This window comes from Pseudomonas sp. HN2 (assembly GCF_020736465.1).
In the GTDB taxonomy this organism is placed as follows: Bacteria; Pseudomonadota; Gammaproteobacteria; order Pseudomonadales; family Pseudomonadaceae; genus Aquipseudomonas; species Aquipseudomonas moraviensis_A.
This window is the reverse complement of record NZ_CP085885.1, coordinates 2408810-2434227: the sequence shown is the minus strand read 5'-3', so window position 1 is coordinate 2434227 and position 25418 is coordinate 2408810. Positions and strand designations below refer to the sequence as shown.

At 61.1% G+C, this 25418-nt stretch carries 22 protein-coding genes; 10 read left to right on the top strand and 12 right to left on the bottom strand.

Annotated elements, in window-relative coordinates; translation table 11 throughout:
• The first annotated feature begins 156 nt into the window (after positions 1–156).
• Positions 157–2433 (top strand): catalase/peroxidase HPI, encoded by a 2277-nt coding sequence (gene katG, locus LIS66_RS10760; RefSeq protein WP_227974217.1) that lies wholly within the window; start codon positions 157–159, stop codon positions 2431–2433.
• Between the two features lie 266 nt (positions 2434–2699).
• Here katG and pepN read toward each other — a convergent pair whose 3' ends face one another.
• From pepN to LIS66_RS10730, 6 genes are read right to left on the bottom strand one after another with little or no spacing between them, the layout of a single operon-like run.
• Positions 2700–5357: an aminopeptidase N gene (pepN, locus tag LIS66_RS10755; protein WP_227974216.1), complete on the bottom strand. Its 2658-nt coding sequence runs from the start codon at positions 5355–5357 to the stop codon at positions 2700–2702.
• A gap of 10 nt (positions 5358–5367) precedes the next feature.
• Positions 5368–6198 (bottom strand): DUF2797 domain-containing protein, encoded by an 831-nt coding sequence (locus LIS66_RS10750; protein ID WP_042609562.1) that lies wholly within the window; start codon positions 6196–6198, stop codon positions 5368–5370.
• The gene (locus LIS66_RS10745) at positions 6195–6455 is read right to left on the bottom strand and encodes a YeaC family protein (protein WP_064361999.1); all 261 of its coding nucleotides are present in this window, start codon (positions 6453–6455) and stop codon (positions 6195–6197) included. The genes LIS66_RS10750 and LIS66_RS10745 overlap by 4 nt, the downstream gene beginning before the upstream one ends.
• A 34-nt stretch (positions 6456–6489) precedes the next feature.
• The gene (locus LIS66_RS10740; RefSeq protein ID WP_227974215.1) at positions 6490–7359 is read right to left on the bottom strand and encodes a rhomboid family intramembrane serine protease; all 870 of its coding nucleotides are present in this window, start codon (positions 7357–7359) and stop codon (positions 6490–6492) included.
• Positions 7356–8327: a metallophosphoesterase gene (locus LIS66_RS10735; protein ID WP_227974214.1), complete on the bottom strand. Its 972-nt coding sequence runs from the start codon at positions 8325–8327 to the stop codon at positions 7356–7358. Before LIS66_RS10735 ends, LIS66_RS10740 begins: the two co-directional genes overlap by 4 nt.
• Entirely contained in the window at positions 8327–9217 is an 891-nt protein-coding gene (locus tag LIS66_RS10730; RefSeq protein WP_041480619.1) for an NAD(+) kinase, read from the bottom strand. The genes LIS66_RS10735 and LIS66_RS10730 overlap by 1 nt, the downstream gene beginning before the upstream one ends.
• 114 nt (positions 9218–9331) lie before the next feature.
• Here LIS66_RS10730 and LIS66_RS10725 point away from each other — a divergent pair, with 114 nt between their 5' ends.
• Positions 9332–10282: a DUF1853 family protein gene (locus LIS66_RS10725; protein WP_064362002.1), complete on the top strand. Its 951-nt coding sequence runs from the start codon at positions 9332–9334 to the stop codon at positions 10280–10282.
• Positions 10283–10388: 106 nt separating this feature from the next.
• On the opposite strand, the gene LIS66_RS10720 is transcribed toward LIS66_RS10725, so the two are convergent.
• Positions 10389–11672 carry an arsenic transporter gene (locus tag LIS66_RS10720; protein ID WP_064362003.1) on the bottom strand — a complete coding sequence of 428 codons (1284 nt, stop codon included), beginning with the start codon at positions 11670–11672 and terminating at the stop codon, positions 10389–10391.
• Positions 11673–11816: 144 nt separating this feature from the next.
• Positions 11817–12374: an NADPH-dependent FMN reductase gene (locus LIS66_RS10715; RefSeq protein ID WP_042609556.1), complete on the bottom strand. Its 558-nt coding sequence runs from the start codon at positions 12372–12374 to the stop codon at positions 11817–11819.
• Positions 12375–12557: 183 nt separating this feature from the next.
• Here LIS66_RS10715 and LIS66_RS10710 point away from each other — a divergent pair, with 183 nt between their 5' ends.
• The gene (locus tag LIS66_RS10710; RefSeq protein ID WP_042609555.1) at positions 12558–12788 is read left to right on the top strand and encodes a hypothetical protein; all 231 of its coding nucleotides are present in this window, start codon (positions 12558–12560) and stop codon (positions 12786–12788) included.
• A gap of 85 nt (positions 12789–12873) precedes the next feature.
• Positions 12874–13767 carry a LysR family transcriptional regulator gene (locus LIS66_RS10705; RefSeq protein WP_116657601.1) on the top strand — a complete coding sequence of 298 codons (894 nt, stop codon included), beginning with the start codon at positions 12874–12876 and terminating at the stop codon, positions 13765–13767.
• On the opposite strand, the gene LIS66_RS10700 is transcribed toward LIS66_RS10705, so the two are convergent.
• From LIS66_RS10700 to LIS66_RS10685, 4 genes are all read right to left on the bottom strand, one after another.
• The gene (locus LIS66_RS10700) at positions 13733–14347 is read right to left on the bottom strand and encodes a GNAT family N-acetyltransferase (RefSeq protein ID WP_042609553.1); all 615 of its coding nucleotides are present in this window, start codon (positions 14345–14347) and stop codon (positions 13733–13735) included. The genes LIS66_RS10705 and LIS66_RS10700 overlap by 35 nt on opposite strands.
• Before the next feature lie 309 nt (positions 14348–14656).
• Positions 14657–15415, bottom strand: coding sequence for a DNA polymerase III subunit epsilon (gene dnaQ / locus LIS66_RS10695; RefSeq protein WP_042609552.1), 759 nt, complete (start codon positions 15413–15415; stop codon positions 14657–14659).
• Between the two features lie 204 nt (positions 15416–15619).
• On the bottom strand, positions 15620–16090 hold the full coding sequence (gene rnhA / locus LIS66_RS10690) for a ribonuclease HI (RefSeq protein WP_007910572.1): 471 nt from the start codon (positions 16088–16090) through the stop codon (positions 15620–15622).
• A gap of 90 nt (positions 16091–16180) precedes the next feature.
• Positions 16181–16939 carry a class I SAM-dependent methyltransferase gene (locus LIS66_RS10685; RefSeq protein WP_041480625.1) on the bottom strand — a complete coding sequence of 253 codons (759 nt, stop codon included), beginning with the start codon at positions 16937–16939 and terminating at the stop codon, positions 16181–16183.
• A gap of 66 nt (positions 16940–17005) precedes the next feature.
• Here LIS66_RS10685 and gloB point away from each other — a divergent pair, with 66 nt between their 5' ends.
• From gloB to LIS66_RS10655, 6 genes are all read left to right on the top strand, one after another.
• Entirely contained in the window at positions 17006–17773 is a 768-nt protein-coding gene (gene gloB / locus LIS66_RS10680; protein ID WP_042609669.1) for a hydroxyacylglutathione hydrolase, read from the top strand.
• 99 nt (positions 17774–17872) lie between these two features.
• On the top strand, positions 17873–19336 hold the full coding sequence (locus tag LIS66_RS10675) for a transglycosylase SLT domain-containing protein (RefSeq protein ID WP_041480626.1): 1464 nt from the start codon (positions 17873–17875) through the stop codon (positions 19334–19336).
• Positions 19337–19647: 311 nt separating this feature from the next.
• The gene (locus LIS66_RS10670; protein ID WP_227974213.1) at positions 19648–21480 is read left to right on the top strand and encodes an extracellular solute-binding protein; all 1833 of its coding nucleotides are present in this window, start codon (positions 19648–19650) and stop codon (positions 21478–21480) included.
• Positions 21477–23318 (top strand): extracellular solute-binding protein, encoded by a 1842-nt coding sequence (locus LIS66_RS10665; protein WP_227974212.1) that lies wholly within the window; start codon positions 21477–21479, stop codon positions 23316–23318. Before LIS66_RS10670 ends, LIS66_RS10665 begins: the two co-directional genes overlap by 4 nt.
• A 4-nt stretch (positions 23319–23322) precedes the next feature.
• On the top strand, positions 23323–24396 hold the full coding sequence (locus tag LIS66_RS10660) for a microcin C ABC transporter permease YejB (RefSeq protein WP_016774154.1): 1074 nt from the start codon (positions 23323–23325) through the stop codon (positions 24394–24396).
• Between the two features lies 1 nt (position 24397).
• On the top strand, positions 24398–25417 hold the full coding sequence (locus tag LIS66_RS10655) for an ABC transporter permease (protein ID WP_042609548.1): 1020 nt from the start codon (positions 24398–24400) through the stop codon (positions 25415–25417).
• Position 25418: the final 1 nt, after the last annotated feature.

The window sequence follows — 25418 nt, the reverse complement described above, 5'->3', positions numbered from 1 at the left end:
AAAAAACGCAGCCTTCGGCAGCTCCTGCATGTGCGGCGAAAGAGTTTGCCTATCAGTGTCCAATAGTCGGGCTATTAGCCGAGTTGCCAACTCGGGTCTAGCCTTACCAGTCCGAAGTCGGCACGAGCCGGCCGCAGACCTGATAGGGATACGAACATGGCAAACGAATCGAAATGCCCGTTCAACCACGCCGCCGGTGGCGGTACGACGAACCGTGACTGGTGGCCGAATCAACTCAATCTGAAAATCCTCAGCCAGCATTCACCCAAGTCCGATCCGCTGGGCCAGGACTTCGACTACGCCAAAGCCTTCAAAAGCCTCGACTTCCAGGCTCTGAAACAAGACATCAAAGCGCTGATGACCGACTCCCAGGACTGGTGGCCAGCCGACTTCGGCCATTACGGTCCGTTGTTCGTGCGCATGGCGTGGCACAGCGCCGGGACCTATCGCACCGCCGATGGCCGGGGTGGTGCCGGTTCCGGTCAGCAACGCTTTGCGCCGCTCAACAGCTGGCCGGACAACGTCAGCCTCGACAAGGCCCGCCGCCTGCTCTGGCCGATCAAGCAAAAATACGGACGCAACATTTCCTGGGCCGACCTGATCGTGCTCACCGGCAACGTCGCCCTGGAATCCATGGGCTTCAAGACCTTCGGTTTTTCCGGCGGCCGCGCGGATGTCTGGGAACCGGATGAAGACGTTTATTGGGGCTCGGAAACCGAGTGGCTCGGCGGCGACAACCGTTATGGCAAGAGCAACGGCCCGGTGCAGGAACCCGGCGACGGCACGCTGGTGGCTGAGCCTGATTTGCATGGCCGTGAAGAAAGCCGCACCGATCAGGGCGAACGCAATCTGGAAAATCCCCTCGCCGCCGTGCAGATGGGCTTGATCTACGTGAACCCGGAAGGTCCTGAAGGCAACCCGGACCCGGTGGCCTCGGCCAAGGACATTCGCGAAACCTTCGGCCGCATGGCCATGAACGACGAAGAAACCGTGGCGCTGATTGCGGGCGGCCACGCGTTCGGCAAAACCCACGGCGCCGGCCCTGCCGACAATGTCGGTGCCGAACCGGAAGCGGCCGGCCTTGAACATCAAGGTCTGGGCTGGAAAAACGCCTTCGGCACCGGTAAAGGCGCGGACACCATCACCAGCGGCCTGGAAGTCACCTGGACCACCACGCCAACGCAGTGGAGCAACAACTATCTGGAAAACCTGTTTGGCTTCGAATGGGAGCTGAGCAAAAGCCCGGCGGGCGCCAATCAGTGGCAACCGAAAAACGGCGCCGGTGCCGGCACCGTTCCCCACGCTCACGATCCGAACAAGAAGCTCTCGCCGACCATGCTCACCTCCGACCTGGCGCTGCGTTTCGATCCAGCCTATGAGCAGATCTCGCGGCGCTTCCTGGCCAATCCCGATCAGCTCGCCGACGCGTTCGCCCGCGCCTGGTACAAGCTGATCCATCGCGACATGGGGCCACTCTCTCGCTACCTCGGCCCGGAACTGCCGCAAGAGGAGTTGCTCTGGCAAGATCCGCTGCCCGACGTAACCCATGCGCTGATCGATGACAGCGACGCCACGGCGCTGAAGAACAAGGTGCTGGATTCAGGACTGTCGGTCTCGCAACTGGTCTCCACCGCGTGGGCGGCAGCGTCGACCTTCCGCGGCTCGGACAAGCGCGGCGGTGCCAACGGCGGGCGCTTGCGTCTGGCCCCACAGAAGTTCTGGCAGGCCAACCAGCCGGAGCAACTGGACAAGGTGCTGAGCACACTCGAAGGCATTCAGAACGAGTTCAACAACGGCGCGGCCGGTGGCAAGAAGATCTCGCTGGCCGACTTGATTGTGCTGGCCGGCAATGCCGGGGTGGAGAAAGCCGCGCAAAACGCCGGGCATTCGCTGTCGGTGCCGTTCTCACCGGGCCGCGTCGATGCTTCGCAGGAGCAGACCGATGTCGAATCGTTCGGCTTCCTCGAACCGATCGCCGACGGTTTCCGCAATTACAGCAAAGGCAAATACACGGTTGCGGCGGAAACCCTGCTGATCGACAAGGCGCAATTGCTCACCCTCACCGCGCCGGAAATGACCGTGCTGGTGGGTGGTCTGCGGGTGTTGAACACCAACGTCGGGCAGACAAAGCATGGCGTATTCACCGACAAACCCGAAGCGCTGAGCAATGACTTCTTCACCCACCTGCTGGACATGGGCGTGGAGTGGACGCCGACCTCGCGGGATGCCGACGAGTTCGAGGGTCGTGATCGCCAGACCGGAGCGGCGAAATGGACGGCGACGCGGGTCGATCTGGTGTTCGGCTCGAATGCGCAATTGCGCGCCTTGGCCGAGGTGTATGCCAGTTCCGACGCGAAGACGCAGTTCGTCAACGATTTCGTCAAGGCATGGACGAAGGTGATGAATCTGGATCGGTTTGATTTGCGTAAATAGCTGTTTCTTGTGCCAATGAAAATGCCGCTCGTTGAGCGGCATTTTTGTGTCTGCTTTGCCCTCTCCCAATGGGAGAGGGGGAAAGGGAGCCGATCGAGGGCTTTTCAGATCCTGAGTTCGACTCGGTAATTCCAGGTCGGCGGATAGAAAAAGGCACCTCGGTCAGTCCCCTCTCCCTCTGGGAGAGGGTTAGGGTGAGGGGCGGTGATCATCAAAATCAAAAGATCGCAGCCTCGTTTCACTCGGTAGCTCCTACGGGATCGGGGTTACGCCAGGCTTTTGCTTACCACTTCGTACACGTCGCTGGACAACGCTCCGGACACCAGGATCCGCTCCAGTTCACCCTTCATCAGCGCCTGACGCGCGCTGTCGTATTTGCGCCAGCGGGTCAGCGGCGCCAGTTGGCGTGAAGCGATCTGTGGGTTGAAGCCGTTCAGTTCGATCACCAGATCGGCGAGGAAGCGATACCCGGATCCGTCCGCCGCGTGGAAGTTGATCAGGTTCTGTCCGGCGAAGGCACCGATCAGTGCGCGCACCTTGTTCGGGTTCTTGATGTTGAACGCCGGGTGCTGCATCAATGCCTTCACGCGCCCCAGCCCGCCTGGCAAGGTGCTGCCGGCCTGCACGCTGAACCACTGATCCATGACCAGCGGATTGTCCTTGAAGTGCTCGGCGAAACTGGCCAAAGCCACGGCCTTCTGCTCTTCGAAAGGCGAGTTGACCAGCACCGCCAGCGCAGTCAGCCGCTCAGTCATGTTGTCGGCCGTCTCGAACTGCTCCAGCGCTGCCGCCAGGACTTCCGGCTTGCCGCTGAGCATCAGGTACGACAGGGCAATATTCTGCAGCGCGCGTCGGGCGAAGTGCTCGGCCTCGGCTACGTACGGAGTCTTTTTCGACAGATCGCGGTTGGCCTGATAACGCAGCCACAGCGCTTCGAACAAGCCTTCGGCCAGTTGCTTGCGGGCAAATTCGCGCGCGACATGAATCGCCTCGACGTCGGCCACTTCGCTGATCTCGGTGAGATAAGCCTCACCCGGCAACGAGAGCATTTCGGCAACCATCGCCTGATCCAGCGACTCGTCGGACAGCACCGTGCGCAGCGCCGACACCAGACGCGGATCGAGCGTCAGGCTCTCGCCCTTCTGATGCTGAGCGATCAGTTCCTGCAACACTTGCACCGACAATTGCTGACCGGCATCCCAGCGGTTGAAGCCGTCGCTGTCGTGCTGCATGAGGAACATCAGTTGATCGCGGTTATACGGGAAGCTCAGTTTCACCGGCGCCGAGAAGCCACGCAGCAGCGATGGCAACGGCTGTTCGTTGATATCGATGAAAGTGAAGGTCTGTTCGGCTTCGGTCACCGAAATCACCCGAGTGGTGCCTTGTGCCGAGGCTTCACCAGCCAGACGCAGGGCGATTTCGTTGCCCTGGCTGTCGAGCAGGCCGAGCTCGACCGGAATCACGAACGGTAGTTTTTCCACCTTGTCCGGAGTCGGCGGGCAGCTCTGGCGGAAGGTCAGGCTGTAGGTTTTCGCGGCGGCGTCATAGGACTCGGACACTGCCAGACGTGGCGTGCCGGCCTGGCTGTACCAGCGCTTGAACTGACTGAGGTCGACGCCATTGGCGTCTTCCATGGCCTTGACGAAATCGTCACAGGTCACGGCCTGACCATCGTGGCGTTCGAAATACAGATCGCTGCCCTTACGGAAACCTTCGGCACCGAGCAAGGTGTGGATCATGCCAACCACTTCCGAACCCTTTTCGTACACGGTCAGGGTGTAGAAGTTGGAAATCTCGATGAAGCTGTCCGGGCGCACGGCGTGGGCCATGGGGCCGGCATCTTCGGCGAACTGGTGGGTGCGCAGATAGGCCACGTCCTGAATGCGCTTGACCGTCGCCGAGTTCATGTCCGAGGAGAAACCGGCGTCGCGGAACACCGTGAAGCCTTCCTTGAGCGACAGCTGGAACCAGTCGCGGCAGGTCACGCGGTTGCCCGACCAGTTGTGGAAATATTCGTGGGCTACGATCGCCTCGACCCGCTGGTGCGCGGCGTCGGTGGCGGTTTCGGCGCGGGCCAGCACGGCGCTGGAGTTGAAGATGTTGAGGCCCTTGTTCTCCATCGCACCCATGTTGAAATCGTTGACCGCGACGATCATGAAGATGTCCAGATCGTACTCGCGACCGTAGACCTCTTCATCCCAGCGCATGGATTTCTTCAGGCTGTTCATCGCGTGCTGGCACTTGTCGATGTTTTCCGGCTCGACGTAAATGCGCAGCGCGACATTGCGCTGGCTCATGGTGGTGAAGGTGTCTTCGACGCACCACAGATCACCGGCGACCAGCGCAAACAGGTACGCCGGTTTCTTGAACGGATCTTCCCAGGTCGCCCAGTGCCGGCCGTCTTCGCCAGGGCCGGAAGCGATCGGGTTACCGTTGGAGAGCAGCACCGGGTAGCTGTGCTGTTCGGCCACCACTGTGGTGGTGAACTTGCTCATCACGTCCGGGCGGTCGAGGTAATAAGTGATTTTGCGGAAGCCTTCGGCCTCGCACTGGGTGCAGAACATCGTGCCGGACTTGTACAGGCCTTCCAGCGCGGTATTGGTTTCCGGGTGGATGCGCACGCTGGTGTCGAGCGTGAACATTTCGCTGGTTGGCTGCAGGGTCAGGTGGCTGTCGGAGACTTGATAGTCGGCAGCGCTCAGCTCCTGGTCCGCCAGCGTCACCGAGAGCAGCTCCAGTTGCTGGCCGTCGAGCACCAGCGGCGGCAGGCCGGCGCCGCGCTCGGGGTTGCGGCGCATCACCAGTTGCGCGTGAACCAGGCTGTGGTCCTCGAACAACTCGAAGGTCAGGTGCGTTTCGTCGATCAGGTACTCGGGCGCCTGATAGTCCTTGAGGTAAATCATCTTCGGTTGTTCGGTGCGCATGCTGGAATCCTTATTGATGCACGGCGAGCTGGTAGGCCGTGTATTTACGAATGTTGATCACGCCGGTGTCGAAGATCAGGTACTGGCCCTTGATCCCCAGCAGCGTGCCTTCGGCAATCGGGTTCTTGTCCAGGTTGAAGCTGACGATTTTCGCCGGGTATTGCTCGACGGGATAGCGGATTTCCAGCGGTTCGACATCGGCAATCGTCTGAATTGCCTGTAGGCCGAATCGCTCCTGCAAACCTTGCAGGCCTTCGGCGCAGCTTTCGAACAACTGATCGCGCACCTGCGCCAGATCCACCGCCGCCGCATCACCTTTGAGCAGCGCGCGCCAGTTGGTCTTGTCCGCCACCTGACTGCGGAACAGGTCTTCGACAAACCCCGATTGCTGGCGTGTCGACACGCGCATGATCGGCAGCGCCTGACTCGCGCCCTGATCGAGCCAGCGGGTCGGCAACTGCGTAGCACGGGTGATGCCAACCTTGATGCCTGACGAATTGGCCAGGTAAACCACATGGTCGGTCATGCAGAATTTCTCGCCCCACTCCGGATCGCGGCAGGTGCCGGCGTCGAAATGGCAGCGCTCGGGGCTCATGATGCACAGGTCGCATTGCGCCAGTTTGGTCATGCACGGGTAGCAATAGCCCTGACTGAAACTGGTTTTGGTCCTGCGCCCGCAATGGCTGCAATGGATCGCGCCCAGGAACTCCAGACGCAGCGTGCTGCCGATCAACGGATTGACCGGCACCTCGACGTCATCCAGACGAAACGCGTACTGCACGTTCGGCCCGTCCAGGCGCGCCGACATTTTGCTGATTGCACCGCGGCCAATCTCGATCAATGGATGGCATCCGACTTGAACAGGATGTTCGGCACTTCGATCGACTTCGACGCACACTCTTGCGGGCCCATGTAACCGGTACGCTGGTCTTCCGGCAGGTTCTGGACTTCCCAGGCGATCATCGCCTGCAACGACAGCTCGCGCTGTTCGGCGGTGAGTTTGTTGCCGTCCGACCATTTGCCGATTTCCACGGCCAGTTTCAGGCTCTCGTAGATGTCCGGGGTGATGTTGCTGATCATGTCGTTGAAAGAGGACATCAGGGTCTCCGTGCTCTTTACTGAAGCAAAAATTTTAGACGGCCAGTTTACGGCGGTTATACAAACCGCCCAACAAACCGGTGAAGCATCCGATGAGTAACCCGCTCAGGTGCGCGGCGTTGGCGATCTGGCCGAAACCGATCAGCGAGACCAGCCCGGACATGCACACCACCAGCCACACCAGCATCATCACCAGCACCCCGCGCGGCAGGCGATAGGCCGGGTTCGGCGCCAGCAACTGGAAGATCCAGCAATGCCCGAGCAAACCGTAGAGCACGCCGGACAGCCCACCAAACAGGCTCGGGCCGCTCCAGACGAACTGCGCATAGTTGGACACCAGACTGAACAGCAGCGTCAGGCCGATCAGGTTGATGCTGCCCTGGCGCGACTCGATGCGCCGCCCCAGCTCCCAGTACCACATGCCGTTCATGGCCAGATGGAGGATGCCGAAGTGGATCAGCATCGGCGTGATCAGCCGCCACCACTGCCCTGCCGCCAGACTGTCGGCCAGCGGCGTGAAGTGGATGTACTCGCCAATCACGCGGAAATCGAGGAAGGTCAGCCAGCGCAGCGTTTCCAGATTTTCGCCGAGAAAGGTCAGACCGCCGACAATCAGGCTCAACAGCAGAATGAATCCGGTGGCCCTGGCGTGTTTCAGCTGCTCGGCAAAACCCGGCCTTTTGAAGGTCTGGCCCACAGGCATGTCCAGTTGCTGATCCGGGTCGCCGGCCGGGAAGCGCTCGTACAGCGAACGCACGTCCTCGCTGATTTCCTCCGGCGCCCACAGCACCTGCTCGCCCGCTTCTTCGCTGACCCGATGGGGCATTTGCATACGTTGCAGCAGCTTGACGAAGCCGCTCAAATCCACCGCCAACGGCAGGCGCAATACCGCTACCGCACTCATTGCAGCACCTCCGGCCGCTCGACATCGACCCAGACGAATTTTTGCGGATCCAGGCGCGTTTCCTGATCCAGACGATAGGCCACCAGTTTGCCGTAGAGCACGGCGCTGTAATCCAGGCACGCGAGGTTCGGGCGGATCGGCGCCGGTTTGCCGCTGCGCCAGTAGTGGCCGACGAACAGCAACGGTTCGTCGACGCCATAGCGCAGCAGGGAATTCTTTTCAATGGACGTCAACGGCGTTTGCGCGACAGGTTCCGGCAACGCATCTGGCTGGAACACGATATCGCCGTAGGTTTTCGGGTCGTCTTCCCAGAACTTGGTGCGGAAGAACGAACGCACCAGACCGTCGCCGCTGGTCATGGTCAGGCCGCCCGGCAGGCGCATATCGGTGCCGCGCAGCAAGCGGTCGAACACGGTGCAGGCGAAACTGCCGGGAACCGCCGACGCCTGGAGGAAATGCTCATCGACGCAGCCGTCGGGGAACAACGCCTGCAGCGGCTCGATCAAGCCGGCATCCCAGCAGGCGTGGACGACGCGAAACCGCCCGGCATCGACGAACAGCGGCAGCTCGTAGAACCACTGTTGGAAGTCATGCCAGTCACCGGGATGGTCCTCGAATTGGCTCAGGGTTTCCTGCAACAGCCGCGCATGGCGCTTGGTGTGTTCGCGCACGAACTGCTTGCCGCTGCCCGGTGGCGCCGGGGTGACCCAGCCGAGCGCATTGAATTCATGGTTGCCCATGATGCACAGCGCCTGCCCCGCCTCGACCATGTCGTGGACGATATGCAGCGCCTCGCGAATCCGCGGGCCACGGTCGATGATGTCGCCGACGAACACCGCCATGCGTGAAGGATGGCGCCAGACCCCGCCCTGCTTGTGATAACCGAGACGGTCCAGCAAGTGTTCGAGGGTCAGAGCGCATCCGTGCACGTCACCAATCAGGTCGTAACTGCGCGCGGGATCGAGCATCAGTCGCCTCCACCCCCCAGCTTGCTGCCCCAGCCAAGCTTGGTCCGGCACACCTCGTAGTAATTGTGATCGAGCGGATGAATCAGGCGCAGTTTCTGCGCTTTCTTGCTCACGGTAATGGTGTCGCCCGGTGCGCAGGTGAAGTGGTTCTGGCCGTCGCAGGAGACCTGCGGGTAGATCTGCATATCTTTGGACACGACGATTTTCAGCTCACTGTTGCCATCGACCACGATTGGCCGTCCCGACAAGGTATGGGGGTACATCGGCACAATCACAATAGCGTCGAGCTTGGGATGCATGATCGGACCACCGGCAGACAACGCGTAGGCAGTGGACCCGGTCGGCGTGGCGACGATCAGGCCGTCGGCCTTCTGGCTGCAGACGAACTGGCCGTCGATGTACAGCTCGAACTCGATCATCCGCGTCGATTTGCCCGGGTGCAGCACCACATCGTTGAGCGCATCGCCCTGCCCGATGGCCTCGCCATGGCGACGCACTTCGGCTTGCAGCAGGAAGCGGTTTTCCACCAGATAGTGGCCGTCGAGCACTTCGGCGACCTTGATTTCCAGCTCGTCCGGGCGAATATCAGTGAGGAAGCCAAGGCTGCCACGGTTGATGCCCAGAACCGGAATATTGTGCCTGGCCAGCGCCCGCGCGGCGCCGAGCAGGCTGCCGTCACCGCCGACGACGATGACCATGTCGCAGACTTCGCCGAGCATCTTGCGCGACGAGGTTTGCAGGCCGTGGCCCGGCAGGACTTCAGCGATGGTGTCTTCGAGGATCACATGCAGGTGACGGTCGAGCAGAAAGCGTTTCAGTCGGCGGACGGTATCCAGCACCTGGGAACTGCCCAGGCGACCGATGATGCCGATATTACGAAATTGCTCCATGGGACCTCTGCGGACAATCGAAAACGCGAAAACCCGATTATGGGCGAAAGCGCCAGATAGACAAAATCCTTTCAGCCTCAAGGGTGGGCTCAGGTTTAAGGCTATGCTCGCAAGATGATCCTGTTTCCCGATTTGCTTCAACTGCCCCATCAATTACGCCATCCCGAAGTGCGGGACCTGGCGTGGGTGATCCTCGCGCCGCCGATGCTCGCCGACACGCCGTGGCCGCAGCGTCATCCGCTGGCCGGCAGCGACTGGGTGCACGACCCGCAGCGTCTCGAACACTGGTTGCGTCAGCTCGACCGCGACAGTTACGGCCTGCTGCAATGGCTATCCCAGGCGCGCACCCGGCGTCTGGGCCTGTATTACGAACGCCTGTGGCAGTTCGCCGTGGAGCACGCACCGGGCATTGACCTGATCGCCGCCAACCTGCCGATCCGCCGCGCCGGGCACACCCTCGGCGAACTGGACATGCTGCTGCGTGACCGCGACGGCGTGCACCATCTGGAACTGGCGATCAAGCTCTACCTCGGACCGCAGGCTGGCGATGGCCGCGATCCGGCGCAGTGGCTCGGGCCAGGTTGCCATGACCGGCTGGATCGCAAACTGGCGCATCTGGCCGAGCATCAATTACCGATCTCGGCGCGCCCGGAAAGCCGCGAAGTGCTGGCGGCACTGGATATCGAAACCTTCAGCGCGCAATTGTGGCTGGGCGGTTATCTGCTGTATCCGTGGCCGGGGCAGGCCGACTCACCAAACGGCGCCCATCCGCAACATCTGCGTGGCAGTTGGCTGCATCAGCAGGACTGGCCGGCGTTTGTCGCGCAACGTCCGCCAGGACGCTGGCAACCCCTGCCCCGCCACGCCTGGCTGGCGCCGGCGCACTACCCGGCGGATCAGGTCTGGGCGGATGAGCATTTGCGTTTGTGGCTGCAAGACCTGCCAGCGCTGGCCCCGGCGCAATTGATGGTGCGCCTGACCGAGAATGCCCAGGGCGAATGGGAAGAGGCGGAGCGGTTGTTCCTGGTGGCGGATCTCTGGCCGAATGTCCCCGGCCAAGCCTGAGATTTGTGGTGCCTGTGCCACCGCCATCGCGAGCAGGCTCACTCCTACAGGGGAACGCATTTCAAATTGTAGGAGTGAGCCTGCTCGCGATTGGGGTCAGCCCGGTCTACAGCGAAAGCCGCAAAGCCAATGCCGCCAACGTCACCAGCAACACCGGTACGGTCAACACAATTCCGACACGGAAGTAATAGCCCCAGCCAATATGGATGCCCTTGCGCTCCAGCACATGCAGCCACAACAAGGTCGCCAGACTGCCGATCGGGGTGATCTTCGGCCCCAGGTCGCTGCCAATCACGTTGGCATAGATCATCGCCTCCTTGATCACCCCGCTGGCCTGACTCGCGTCGATCGACAGCAAGCCGATCAGCACGGTCGGCAGGTTGTTCATGATCGACGACAACAGCGCCGTCAAAACCCCGGTGCCCATGGCCGCACCCCACACGCCGTGGCCGGCGAATACGTCCAGCCACCCGGCGAGGTAACTGGTGAGTCCGGCATTGCGCAGGCCGTACACCACCAGGTACATGCCCAGCGAGAAAATCACGATCTGCCACGGTGCTTCTTTCATCACTTTGCGCGTGGAGATCTTGTGGCCGCGCGCGGCGATACCCAGCAGCAGCGCGGCGCACACCGCGGAAATTGCGCTGATCGGAATGCCCAGCGGTTCGAGGGCGAAGCAGCCGATCAAGAGGATCACCAGCACCGCCCAACCGGCTTGGAACGTCGCCTTGTCGTGGATCGCAGTGCTCGGGTTTTCCAGTTGTTCAGGGTCGTAAGACGCAGGAATGTCGCGGCGAAAGAACCACAGCAACATGCCCAACGTCGCCGCAACGCTGACGAAGTTGACCGGCACCATCACCGCGGCATAGCGGTTGAAGCCGATGTGGAAGAAGTCCGCGGAAACGATGTTGACCAGGTTCGACACCACCAGCGGCAGGCTCGCCGTATCGGCGATAAATCCGGCGCCCATGACGAAGGCCAGGGTCGCCGCTGGCGAGAATCGCAGCGCCAGCAGCATTGAAATCACGATCGGCGTGAGAATCAGCGCCGCGCCGTCATTGGCGAACAGCGCCGAGACCAACGCGCCGAGCAGCACCATGAACGCAAACAGCTTGCGCCCACTGCCGCGCCCCCAACGCGCCACATGCAGCGCCGCCCAATTGAAAAAGCCGGCCTCGTCGAGCAGCAGGCTGATGATGATCAGTGCGACGAAGGTGCCGGTGGCGTTCCAGATGATCTGCCAGACCAGCGGAATATCCGTGAGATGAACGACGCCGAAGATCAACGCCAGCACGGCGCCCAGCGTTGCACTCCAGCCGACGCCGAGGCCTTTGGGTTGCCAGATGACGAGGGTGATGGTCAGCAGGAAAATCAGTGACGCAGCGAGCATTCGCAGAAGCCTTCATGAAAAGTCTGATAGACAAAACTGTAGGAGTGAGCCTGCTCGCGATGGCGGTGTATCAGTCAGCATTATTGTCAGCTGAAAGACCGCTATCGCGAGCAGGCTCACTCCTACATGGGACCGTGTACGAGATTACTTCTTGTGTTGCTCTACGAACTGGCCGTAGGCATCGATGAATTTCTGCAGGAACGGCTTCACCGATTCGCTCAGCTTGCCCGCTTCGTCAAACGCATTGCCCGCGCCGCCCAGGTAGGCTTCCGGCTGTTGCAGGCAATGGATATCGAGGAAAACAAAGGTCTGGCGCAGGTGCTGGTTGGCGCCGAAACCGCCGATGGCGCCTGGCGATACGCTGATCACCGCGCCGGGCTTGCCGCTCCACGCGCTCTGGCCATAAGGACGGGAGCCGACGTCGATGGCGTTCTTCAACGGTGCCGGGATCGAGCGGTTGTACTCGGGGGTGACAAACAGCACTGCGTCGGATGACGCCACTTTCTGACGGAAAGTGCTGTAGGCTGCGGGCGGAGAATCGCCGTCGATGTCCTCGTTGTACAACGGCAGTTCACCGATTTCGACAATCTCGAGCTTGAGATTGGCCGGTGCCAGTTCGGCGAGGGCCAGTGCGACTTTGCGATTGATCGATGCTTTGCGCAGGCTACCGACCACTACAGCGACGTTGTAGACATTGCTCATGGAAGACTCTCGATGGTCTGTGGGAAGAGTCGCTAGTTATAGATGATCCAGTGACGCTTTCACCAGTGATCATTGGTTTTTCCTGCGCTAGGAATATTTTTTTCCTGTAAGAAAACTTACCGAGCTTGGTGACGGTCTACAAAGCCGCAAATCAAGCGTTTTATCTCCAGAGGTTCTAAGCAGATGGCAGCAGTACTCGTCGGTCAGTTTCATGCAAGAGACGCGGAAGGCCGTGTTTATTCCGTGCATGAATTCCAGGAATCGAACCCGTCTGCAGGCGGATCCACTGGCTCGGAGCCCATTTACAGACTGGCCATTGGCGATCGCGTCAACAAGGTCAGTGACAGCGAGTTTCTCCTGGTTCAATCAGGCATTACCCTGATCCGCGAACCTGAGCCAACCGTCGCTCAGTAACCTTGCGTTATGAGCAGAAGTCATGCGTGCAGACTTGGGGTAGGATTCAGCGTCTGACCCCACCTGCTGAACATGGACTTCACGCATGCGTTTACGCCACATCGAAGTGATTCAGGCGCTCTTGCAGACCGGTCACCTGGGCACCGCCGCCGAATGGCTGCAATTGCCCGTGACCGAGGTCGAAGAGCGTTTGCGCGAAGCCGAGAGTCAGCTGGGGTTCATGCTGTTTGCCAGCGTTCGCGGGCGCCTGCAATCGACGCCCGAAGCGCGCGCTCTGCAGGTGGAAATCGCACACGTCTATGAAGCGCTGGAGCCGGTGCAGCGTCTGGCCAGCAGCCTCAAGCAATACCTCGCCCCGCCCTTGCGCATCATTGGCACCCCGCCGCTGGCCCAACAATTACTGCCACAAAGTCTTGCGACTCTGCGCCGACGCTTGCCCGACGCACCTTGCAGCCTGCTCAGCGCGCCGACACGCGACATCGTCCGCAGCCTGTTGCTGCGCGAAAGCGATCTGGGCCTGAGCCTGCACGATCCCGAACACCCCGACATCCACTGTCAGCCACTGGCCCAGGGCAAGCTGCAATTGCTTGCGCCGCACGGCTGGCTGCAACCGAAACAGAAATATATTTCTTTGGCAGACCTGGCGGGTCAGGCCATGGTCGGTCTCGAAGGTCAGGATCCGCTGAGTCCGGCACTGGAAAACAAGCTGCAGGCGTTGCGCCCGGCACCGAGCATTCAGACCCGCGTGCAGACCCATCAGATGATGCGCAGCATGGTCGAGGCCGGCGAAGGCCTGGCCATCGTCGATCCGTTCACCGCTTTGGGCGCTCGCGCCGGTGGGCTGGACGTTTGCCCGCTGTCACCGGCGGTGCCGATCAGCCTCTACGCCCTGACCTTCAAGCACGCCGCGCCGTCAGCGGCGATTCAGTCGCTGCTGGCGATCATCACGGAACAAGCCGAGGCGATGCTGTCGAGCTGAGGGGTTTTTCCAACGGGTTGTCGAACAGGCGATACCAGAACAACGCGACTTCGGCGGTGTGTGGATCGATGCCGCGATAGCGCAGTTGATCGATGCCGCCAATCACGTAACCGCAGCGCTCATACAGCCGACAGGCGCCGAGGTTGTTGTTCTGGGTTTCGAGCATGATGCCCGGCAGCTTTTTCTTGCGACTCCAGAACTGCGCCACATCGAGCAGCGCCTTGGCCACCCCGTGGCGCCGGGCCGGGGCGTGCACAGCCAGTTCATCAATGTGGGCGAAGCCGTTCCAGTTGGTGCTGATCACCAGATGGCCGACCGGCTCGTCGTCCAGGTACGCCATGAAAATCGCGCTGTCGGGCGCGTTGTGAAAGGCGCTGAATTCCTCCGGATCGATGCCGTAGCACTTGCGGTACGGCACGATCGGCGTCACCGGCCATTGTGCGACCGGTTTGCCGATCACGGCGGCGCCATAGGCAGCGACCTCGAAACTGAAGTCGCTGCCCCAGATATACGGCGCAAAACCTTCGTCGGCGACGCGCACCGACAACCCTGGGTATTTCGGATTCATGACCGGTTGCATACTGGGAAAGGTCCTCATTCCTTGACGCAGCCGACGCTGTCGACCTTGATGTCGCGATGGATGATTGCCAGCGCAAATTTCAACTGTTTGTACATGAGGCTCAGTGTCCTGAGGCGGCAGATCTGCACCCGCCAATGCACTCAGGGTAGAGGGTTGCAGCGAATGTGGCGAGGGTGGCAACTTGGCTTCATGTCGCCAAGCGCAAAAAATCGCAGCCTTCCTCGTCTCTCAACTCTGGAATGCAATCCCCGTAGGAGCTGCCGAAGGCTGCGATCTTTTGATCTTCTGATCCTTTGATTTTTCGATCTTTCAGGCCTGCGCATCAGCCTCGGCAATCTGCGTCCACAACGCCGGCGCTCCCGCCGATTTGGCGATGATTTCCAACCGCACCAGATGCGCCGCCAGTTCGTCTTCGGTCGCGCGGATGATGCGTGCTGGCTGGCGATCGACCGGCAGGCGACGGATTTCCGTGGCCGAATTATCCGCGCCCTCGCCCGTGCCGTTGCCGTCGGAGGCGTTGCCGGCCAGCGACAGGCTGGTCTGGCCGCCGGTCATGGTCAGGTAGACGTCGGCGAGAATCTCCGAGTCGAGCAAGGCGCCGTGCAGTTCACGGCCGGAGTTGTCGACGCCGTAACGTTTGCACAACGCATCGAGGCTGTTGCGCTGTCCCGGGTGACGTTCCCGGGCCATCATCAGGGTGTCGAGGATCGTGCAGTGCTGGGTGATGTCAGCGCGATCGTGCTGGCCCATCAAGGCGAATTCGTTGTTGATGAAGCCAACGTCGAACGCCGCGTTGTGGATGATCAGCTGCGCGCCTTTGATGAATTCGAAGAACTCGTCGGCGACCTCGGCAAAGCGCGGCTTGCCGACGAGGAATTCATTGGTGATGCCGTGCACACCGATCGCCCCCTCGTCGCTCTCGCGATCCGGCTGCAGATAAACGTGAAAGTGCCGGCCCGTCAGGCGCCGACCGATCAGTTCGACGCAACCGATTTCAATGATCCGGTGACCATCGGTCACCGGCATGCCGGTGGTTTCGGTATCGAGTACAACGGATCTGGTGGCCATCAGTGCTCAGCTCTCAACGGGTCAATCGGGCAAAGGCGCGGATGTTAACACGCTCGGAGGGGTGTTTCAGTCAGACCGTGGCGAGCCCTTCGCGAGCAGGCTCGCTCCCACATTGGAATGTATTCCAATTCAAGGTCTGGAATACATTTCCCTGTGGGAGCGAGCCTGCTCGCGAATGAGCGCACCACGGACTATCAGGAAAACTCAGGACTGTTTGTACCCACGAACCTCATCCACGCCACGATTGGCCAACTGGTCCGCCCGCTCGTTACCGTGATGGCCGATGTGCCCGCGCACCCATTTCCAGGTGACTTTGTGGCGGTTGACCTGCTCGTCCAGTTCTTTCCACAGATCGGCGTTCTTCACCGGTTCTTTCGCGGCAGTTTTCCAGCCGCGCTTCTTCCAGTTGGCCATCCACTCGTTGATGCCTTTCATCACGTATTGCGAGTCAGTCACCAGCAGCACTTCGCACGGGCGCTTGAGTGCTTCGAGGCCGCGGATCGCGCCGAGCAGTTCCATGCGGTTGTTGGTGGTGTTGGCCTCGCCGCCCCACAGTTCCTTTTCGACGCCCTTGCACACCAGCAGAGCGCCCCAGCCACCCGGGCCGGGATTGCCCTTGCAGGCGCCGTCGGTGAACAGTTCTACGGTGTCGACGCTTTCCACGCTTTCGCTCATGCCAGTCTTTCCAGAAAAATGCGTGTCCTGCCAATCACGGATCGACAATGACCGCGGCCGGGACAAGCCCGGCCACAAATAAAAGAGGGTTTACGGTTCGATGCGGCGGCGGTTGACCTTGGCCATCGGCAGCGGAATCAGCTTGCCCATCGGCTCGCGGCGCTCCTGGCGCAACGGCCTGAGCCCCACCACGATCTTGCGCGCCACCAGCAAATAGAAGCCACCGCCGGACAATTGCCAGTCACCGGCCTTGCGTTCCCAGCCGGCCAGACGGTTCTGCCACTTGGGCGACGCGAGCGGCGGACGATAGCATCCGAAGCGGCGTTTCTCCAGCGCGAAGCCCAGCAGATTAAGCCAGTCGGCGACCCGCGACGGCGATATGCAGCGCGCCTTGCGCAGGGCATCGTTGGCGAAGAAATGCCGCAGACCCCACGTGCTCCAGGGGTTGATGCCGATGATCAGCAGATGCCCGCCCGGACGCACGCTGCTGGCCGCTTCACGCAGCAAGCCGTGGGGCGACAGGCAGAAATCCAGACCGTGCTGCATCACCACCACGTCGGCAGCATGCTCGCTCAACGGCCAGGCCTGCTCTTCGCAGACGATCTCGACCCCGGGCAACGGCGCCCCGAGCCGCACGTTGCGCTGCACTTGCGGCGCAGCGGGCGGGGTTTCGGCGGACGGGCCGTAATGCACCAGATAACCGCCGAAGAACCGGCCGAGCTCGTCATCGAGCATGCGCCGTTCTTCATCCAGCAGAAATTGCCCGAGCGGCCCCGACAGCCATTCGCGGGCGGCGCTGATCAATGCCAGCCAGTCGGGATCGGCCTGAGCGAACGCTTTATCGGTCATGTCATTCTCCAACGCGCCAGGAACTACTAAGATGCGCCAATGTTTTCCGCTTGGCGAATTCCGACGATGATACAGATCAGTGCCCTGCCCGCCTTCACCGACAACTACATCTGGTTGTTACAGGATCATCAGACCCAGCGCTGTGCGGTGGTCGATCCGGGCGACGCCGCCCCGGTGCAGGCGTGGCTCGACGCGCATCCAGACTGGGTGCTCAGCGACATCCTGATTACCCACCATCACCATGATCATGTCGGCGGTGTCGAGCGCCTGAAAGCGGCGACCGGTGCCAAAGTCTACGGCCCGGCCAGCGAACGCATCCCGGCGCGCGACGTAGCGCTGAAAGACAACGACAGCGTCAGCGTGCTCGGCTGGGACTTCGATGTGTATGCGGTGCCCGGCCACACCCTGGGGCACATCGCCTATTACCACCATGGTCTGCTGTTCTGCGGCGACACCCTGTTCGCCGCCGGTTGCGGCCGGCTGTTCGAAGGCACACCCGAGCAGATGTATCACTCGCTCAGCCGTCTCGCGGCCCTGCCGGAAGATACGCTGGTCTACTGCACCCATGAATACACTTTGAGCAATCTCAAATTTGCCGCCGCCGTCGAGCCAGGCAATCCGCACACTGCCGCTCGTCTGGAAAAGGTTACTCAACAACGGCAGAACGGCGTTATGACGCTGCCGTCGACGCTGGCCCTGGAAAAGCTCACCAATCCGTTTTTACGCACTTCTGAAACATTGGTTACACAAAAAGTGGACGAACGGGAAGGCGCTCAAAACCGGGCGCCGAGCGAGGTGTTTGCAGTGTTGCGAGCCTGGAAAGACACGTTCTGAGCAAGCGGCTGGCGGGCACGGAAATTCTCAATGGTTGACCGCAGGGGGTGCGCTTTCTAGAATCGCCCGACATTTTTGCCCGGAACTTACTTCCAGCCAATGTCGTCATCCATACGTAAGTCCGTCAATTCAGATGCTTTGACCCGCCTGGCGCAAGCCATCGCGGTGGCTGTGTCCGCCACGCTGGCGGGTTGTTCCAGCCACGCTCCGCAGACTGAAGCGACGCACACGCCGAACATTGCTGCGCGAGCCAAGCAGAAGCCGATCTGGCTGACCGAGAAGCCCACTCCCGTGGCGCCCCAGGACATCTGGGAACGCATGCGCCAGGGCTTCCAGTTGCAGGAAGGCCTTGGCGTCAATCCGCGCATCGAGCAACAACGCCTGTGGTTCGCCAGTAACCCCTCTTTCCTCGAGAATGCCGGCGAACGCGGCAGCCTCTATATTCATTACATCGTCGAACGCCTCGAAGAACGCAACATGCCGCTGGAACTGGCCCTGCTGCCAGTGATCGAGAGCGCCTACAACCCGATGGCCTATTCCCGTGCCGATGCCGTGGGCCTGTGGCAATTCATTCCGTCCACCGGGCGTTACTTCAACCTGCGCCAGACGCGTTTCTACGATGGCCGTCGCGACATCACCGCTTCAACCACAGCGGCGATGGACTACCTGACCCGTCTGCACGACATGTTCAACGGTGACTGGCTGCTGGCTCTGGCGGCCTATAACGCCGGTGAAGGCACGGTCAGCCGGGCGATCGAGCGCAACGAAAAGCTCGGCCTGCCCACCGACTACTGGAACCTGCCGCTGCCAGCGGAAACCCAGGCCTACGTGCCGAAACTGCTGGCACTGTCGCAGGTGGTACTGGCGCCGGAAGCCTACGGCGTCAACCTCAACCCGATCGCCAACGAACCGTACTTCCAGGTCGTCGAAATCAACCAGCGCATGGACCTGTCCAAGGTCGCTGCGGTGGCGAACATCGACGAGGACGAGCTATTCCAGCTCAACCCGGCCTTCAAACAGCGCACCACCATCGATGGCCCGCAGCATTTGCTGGTGCCGACGTCCAAGGCGCAACTGCTGACCGCGAGTCTGCAGACCATGCGCCCGGACGAGCTGATCAGCCCGCGCTCGCTGAAGCCGGTATTCGAAGGCGCCGATCCGTCTGAAGTCGCGCAACTCAAGCGCGCTTATCGTGTCAAGCGTGGCGACAACCTCGGCTCCATCGCCAAAGCCAACAAGGTCGAGGTGAAGGATCTGCAGCGCTGGAACAAGCTGACCGGCAAGAACCTCAAGGTCGGCCAGACCCTGGTCATGCAGGACAACACCAAGCGTGCCCCGGCGCGCAAGTCCGGTCGGGTAAACACCGTGGTCGCGGCGAATACCAAGACCAAAGGCAAGGACGAGAGCAAGCAGCAGACCCAGTACAAGGTCAAGCGCGGCGACACCCTGTATGTGGTGGCCAAGCGTTTCAACGTCGAGATGCAACATCTCAAGCGCTGGAACCCGGGTGCGGGCAAGGCACTCAAGCCTGGGCAGATGCTGACGGTTTATCAGCCGCACTGACAGAAGAGCCCCTGAGATTTCGGGGGCTTTTTTTGGATGAAATTTTGTCGCGCCCTGAAGATCCATCCCCCTCACCCCAGCCCTCTCCCCCAAGGGGGCGAGGGGGAAAGGGAGCCGATCTCCAGGCTTTTCAAAATCTGAGTTCGACTCGGTTTCGCACGTCGGTGCAATTCGCCCTGACACCACGATCAGTCCCCTCTCCCTCCGGGAGAGGGTTAGGGTGAGGGGCTCTTTAACCCGCATCTTTTTCCTGTCCAGACAAGCTGTTACTGTACGGCCCACAAAGCCCAAGCCGCTGGATCGGATCTGACTTGAAGCGTGCCCTCTCCCTGCTCCTGATCAGCCTGGCCTTGAGCTCTACCGCAAGCGCGACGATTACCGAAAGTCATGGTTATGCGCAGTTCGGCACGCTCAAGTACCCGGCCAGATTTACCCACTTCGACTGGGTCAACCCGCAAGCGCCCAAGGGCGGCACGTTGCGGGTGATGGCGTCCGGCACCTTCGATACGGTCAATCCTTACACCTTCAAGGGCACCAGCCCGGTCACCACAGCGAACTTCCTCCAGTACGGTATCAACGAGCTGAACGAGCCGCTGATGGTCGGCACCGGGCAGTATTCGCCTTCCGGCGACGAGCCGGCGTCGAGCTACGGTTTGATCGCACAATCGGTGGAGTACAGCGAAGATCGCAGCTGGGTCGTCTTCAATCTGCGCCCCGAGGCGCGCTTCCATGACGGCGCGCCGATCACCGCCTACGACGTAGCATTCTCCTATCGCCTGCTGCTCAAGGAAGGCCATCCGCTGTATCGCACGGCGCTGCAGGAAGTGCTGCGGGTCGACATCCTCGACAAGCAGCGCATTCGCTTTGTGTTCAAACGCTCGGGCAATCCGCTGCTGATCCTGCGTCTGGGCGAATTGCCGGTGCTGCCGCAGCATTACTGGAAAGATCGCGACTTCAAGGCCACCACCTTCGAACCACCGCTGGGCAGCGGGCCGTACCGCATCACTTCGGTCACGCCGGGGCGGCAGTTGATCTTCGAACGGGTCAAGGATTACTGGGGCAAGGACCTGCCGGTCAATCGCGGCAAGTACAATTTCGATCGCATGGAAGTCGAGTTCTACCGCGACAGCGATGTGGCCTTCGAAGCTTTCAAGGCCGGTGAGTTCGACGTCTACATCGAGCATCAGGCGAAGAACTGGCTCAACGGTTACAACTTCCCTGCCGTACGGCGTGGCGAGGTGATCAAGGCGCAGATCCCGCATCAGATCCCGACTCAGACTCAGGGCCTGTTCATGAACACCCGCCGCGCGACGTTCGCCGACGTAAAGACTCGCGAAGCGCTGGGCCTGATGTTCGACTTCGAGTGGACCAACCGCGCGCTGTTCAGCGACGCCTACAAGCGCGCCACCAGTTACTACCCCAACAGCGAATTCACTGCCTCGGGCCTGCCAGTCGGGCACGAGTGGCTGATGCTCAAACCGTACAAGGATCAGCTTCCGGCAAGGCTGTTCACCGAGCCATTCACCCTGCCGCAAACCGACGGTCGCGGCATTCCCCGGGAAACCATGCGCAAGGCATTGGCATTGCTCGCGGACGCCGGCTGGAAGCTCAATGGTCAGCGCTTGCAGAACGCCCAAGGCCAACCGCTGCGCTTCGAACTGCTGCTGGTCAATCCGAGCCTGGAGCGTCTCTACCAGCCGTATATCGAGAACCTCAACAGTATCGGCATCGACGCGCGCCTGCGCACCGTCGATCGCGCGCAGTACAAACAGCGCCTCGATCAATTCGATTTCGACATGATCTCGATGACACTGGGCCAGACCTTGAGCCCGGGCCTCGAGCAGTGGCAGTACTTCCACTCCAGCCAGGTGAACGTCAAGGGCAGCAAGAATTACGCGGGCATCGCCAATCCGGTGGTCGATCATCTGCTTGAACAATTGCTCGCCGCGCGCACCCGCGACGAGCAGGTCGCCGCCGGCAAGGCGCTCGACCGCGTGCTGCTCTGGCAGCACTACAGCATTCCCAACTGGTACCTCAATTATCACCGTCTGGCCTACCGCAACCGGTTGGCCTTTGTCACCACGCCGCCCTACACCCTGGGCCTGAGCGCATGGTGGCTGAAGTCTTCGGAGAAAGATCGATGAACCCTGTTCGCACCCTGCTCGTGCAGGCCAGCGGCTTGCTGTTCGCCGGGCTGGCCTGTGCTGCCCCGCAACACGCCGTGACCCTGTACAACGAGCCGCCGAAATATCCGGCCGACTTCAAGCACTTCGACTACGTGAACCCCGATGCGCCCAAGGGCGGCGTGTTTCGTCAGGCCGGTTTCGGCGGCTTCGACAGCCTCAACCCGTTCATCAACAAAGGCGTGCCCGCCGATGACATCGGGCAGATCTACGACACCCTGACCAAACACAGCCTCGACGAGCCGTTCACCGAGTATGGCCTGATTGCCAGCAAGATCGAAAAAGCCGACGACAACAGCTGGGTGCGCTTCTATCTGCGCCCGGAAGCGCGTTTCCACGACGGCCACCCGGTACGCGCCGAAGACGTGGTGTTCAGCTTCGAGACGCTGACCAAGGAAGGCTCGCCGATGTTTCGCGGCTATTACAACGACGTCGCCGAAGCCATCGTCGAAGACCCGTTGAAAGTGCTGTTCAAGTTCAAACACAGCAACAACCGCGAACTGCCGCTGATCCTCGGCCAATTGCCGGTCCTGCCGAAACACTGGTGGGCCAGTCGCGACTTCAACAAGGGCAATCTGGAAATCCCGCTGGGCAGCGGCCCGTACAAGGTCACCCAAGTGAAGGCCGGACGCTCGGTACGTTACGAGCGGGTCAAGGATTACTGGGGCAAGGACCTGCCGGTCAACCGGGGCTTCTACAACTTCGACACGATGACCACCGATTACTACCGCGACAACACCGTCGCCCTCGAAGCGCTGAAGGCCGGGCAATTCGATTACTGGCTGGAGATGACCGCGAAGAACTGGGCCAGCGCCTATAACGTTCCGGCGGTCACCGAGGGCCGTTTGATCAAGGAACTGATCCCCAACAGCAACCCGACCGGCATGCAGGGCTTCGTCTTCAACCTGCGCCGCCCACTGTTCCAGGATGTGCGCGTGCGTCAGGCGCTCGGGCTGCTGTTCGACTTCGAATGGACCAACAAGCAACTGTTCAACGGCGCCTACGTGCGCACCCGCAGTTATTTCGAAAACTCGGAAATGGCCGCCACCGGTCTGCCCGATGCCGATCAGCGGGCCGTCCTCGAACCGTTCCGCAGCAAACTGCCGGCCCAGGTGTTCAGCGAAGCCTTTGAAAATCCGCAGACCGACGCCAGCGGCATGATCCGCACCCAGCAGCGCGAGGCGTATCAACTGTTGCAAGAGGCGGGCTGGAAGATCGTTGACGACAAAATGGTCGACGCCACCGGCAAACCGGTGGTGATCGAATTCCTCCTCGCCCAGACCGAGTTCGAACGCGTGCTGCTGCCGTTCAAGCGCAACCTCAGCGACCTCGGCATCGACCTGGTGATCCGCCGCGTCGACGTCTCGCAGTACATCAACCGCGTGCGTTCGCGGGACTTCGACATGATGGTCGGCAGCTTTCCGCAGTCCAACTCGCCGGGCAATGAACAGCGCGAGTACTGGATGAGCGCCGCCGCCGACAAACCGAGCAGCCGCAACAGCATGGGCCTGAAGGATGCGACCGTTGACCAACTGGTGGAAAGCCTGATCAACGCCGACTCGCGCAAAAGCCTGGTGGCCCACGCCCGCGCGCTGGATCGCGTACTGCAATGGGGCTACTACGTGGTGCCGAACTGGCACATCAAGAGCTGGCGCGTGGCCTACTGGAACCACATCGGCCACCCGAAAACCTCGCCCAAGTACGACATCGGCATCAACACCTGGTGGGTCAAGCCTGACGCCAAACCGGCCGTAGAAGTCGAAACCCAACTGCAAGCCGACCCTGCGGGCACGGAGTAATCAGATGCTGGCGTATATCTTTCGGCGACTGCTGCTGATCATTCCGACCCTGTTCGGCATCCTGCTGATCAACTTCGTGATCATCCAGGCCGCGCCCGGCGGGCCGGTCGAGCAGATGATCGCCAAGCTCGAAGGTTTCGAAGGCGCCACCAGCCGGATTGCCGGCGGCGGTGCCGAAGTGGCGGTGGCCGGCTCGTCCTACCGTGGCGCGCAGGGGCTGGATCCGGCGCTGATCAAGGAAATCGAGCACATGTACGGGTTCGACAAATCGGCCCCGGAACGTCTGTGGATCATGGTCAAGAACTACGCGCAGCTGGATTTCGGCGACAGTTTCTTCCGCGACGCCAAGGTCATCGACCTGATCAAGGAAAAGATGCCGGTGTCGATCTCGCTGGGGCTGTGGAGCACGCTGATCATGTACCTGGTGTCGATTCCGCTGGGCATCGCCAAGGCCACGCGGCACGGCAGCCACTTTGACGTCTGGACCAGTTCGGCGATCATCGTCGGCTATGCGATCCCGGCATTTCTGTTTGCGATCCTGCTGATCGTGGTGTTCGCCGGCGGCAGTTATCTCGACTGGTTTCCCCTGCGCGGCCTGACGTCGAACAACTTCGATGAGCTGAGCCTGGGTGGCAAGATCCTCGATTATTTCTGGCACCTGGCATTGCCGGTAACCGCGCTGGTGATCGGCAACTTCGCGACCATGACCCTGCTGACCAAAAACAGCTTCCTCGATGAAATCAACAAACAGTACGTGGTCACCGCCAAGGCCAAGGGCCTGACTCGCCATCGCGTGCTCTACGGCCACGTGTTCCGCAACGCCATGCTGTTGGTGATTGCCGGTTTCCCGTCGGCGTTCATCGGCATCTTCTTCACCGGCTCCCTGCTGGTGGAAGTGATTTTCTCCCTCGACGGCCTCGGCCTGATGAGTTTCGAAGCGGCGATCAACCGTGATTACCCGGTGGTGTTCGGCACGCTGTTCATCTTCACCTTGCTCGGGCTGGTGGTGAAACTGATCGGCGACCTGACCTACACCTTTGTCGATCCGCGCATCGACTTCGCAAGCCGGGAGCATTGAGATGAACCTGTCCCCTCTCAACCGTCGGCGCTTCGAACTGTTCAAGGCCAACAAGCGTGGCTGGTGGTCGCTATGGCTGTTTCTGATCCTGTTCGGCCTGAGTCTGGGCGCCGAGCTGATTGCCAACGACAAACCGCTGGTCGTGCATTACGACAACAACTGGTACTTCCCGGCGATCAAGCGCTACCCGGAAACCGCCTTCGGTGGCGAATTCCCGCTGGAAGCCAACTACAAGAGCCCGTACATCCGTGAGCTGCTCAAGGCCAGGGACGCGTGGATTCTGTGGGCACCGATCCCCTACAGCTACCAGAGCATCAACTACGACCTGAAAGTCCCGGCGCCGGCGCCGCCCTCGGCGGACAACCTGCTGGGCACCGACGATCAGGGCCGCGACGTGTTGGCGCGGGTGATCTACGGTTTCCGCATCTCCGTGCTGTTTGCGCTGACGTTGACCGTGCTGAGCTCGATCATCGGCGTGATTGCCGGGGCACTGCAGGGTTTTTATGGCGGCTGGGTGGATCTGGCCGGCCAGCGTTTCCTGGAAATCTGGTCGGGGCTGCCGGTGCTGTACCTGCTGATCATCCTCGCCAGTTTCGTCCAGCCGAATTTCTGGTGGCTGCTGGGGATCATGCTGCTGTTCTCGTGGATGAGCCTGGTCGACGTGGTGCGCGCCGAGTTCCTGCGCGGGCGCAATCTGGAGTACGTGCGCGCCGCGCGGGCGCTGGGCATGCAGAACGGCGCGATCATGTTCCGCCACATCCTGCCCAACGCCATGGTCTCGACCATGACCTTCATGCCGTTCATTCTCACCGGCGCTATCGGCACCCTCACCGCACTGGATTTCCTCGGTTTCGGCTTGCCGGCGGGCAGCCCGTCGCTGGGCGAACTGGTCGCCCAGGGCAAATCCAACCTGCAGGCGCCGTGGCTGGGCATGAGCGCGTTTGCCGTGCTGGCATTGATGTTGAGTTTGCTGGTGTTCATCGGCGAGTCCGCTCGCGATGCCTTCGACCCGAGGAAGTGAA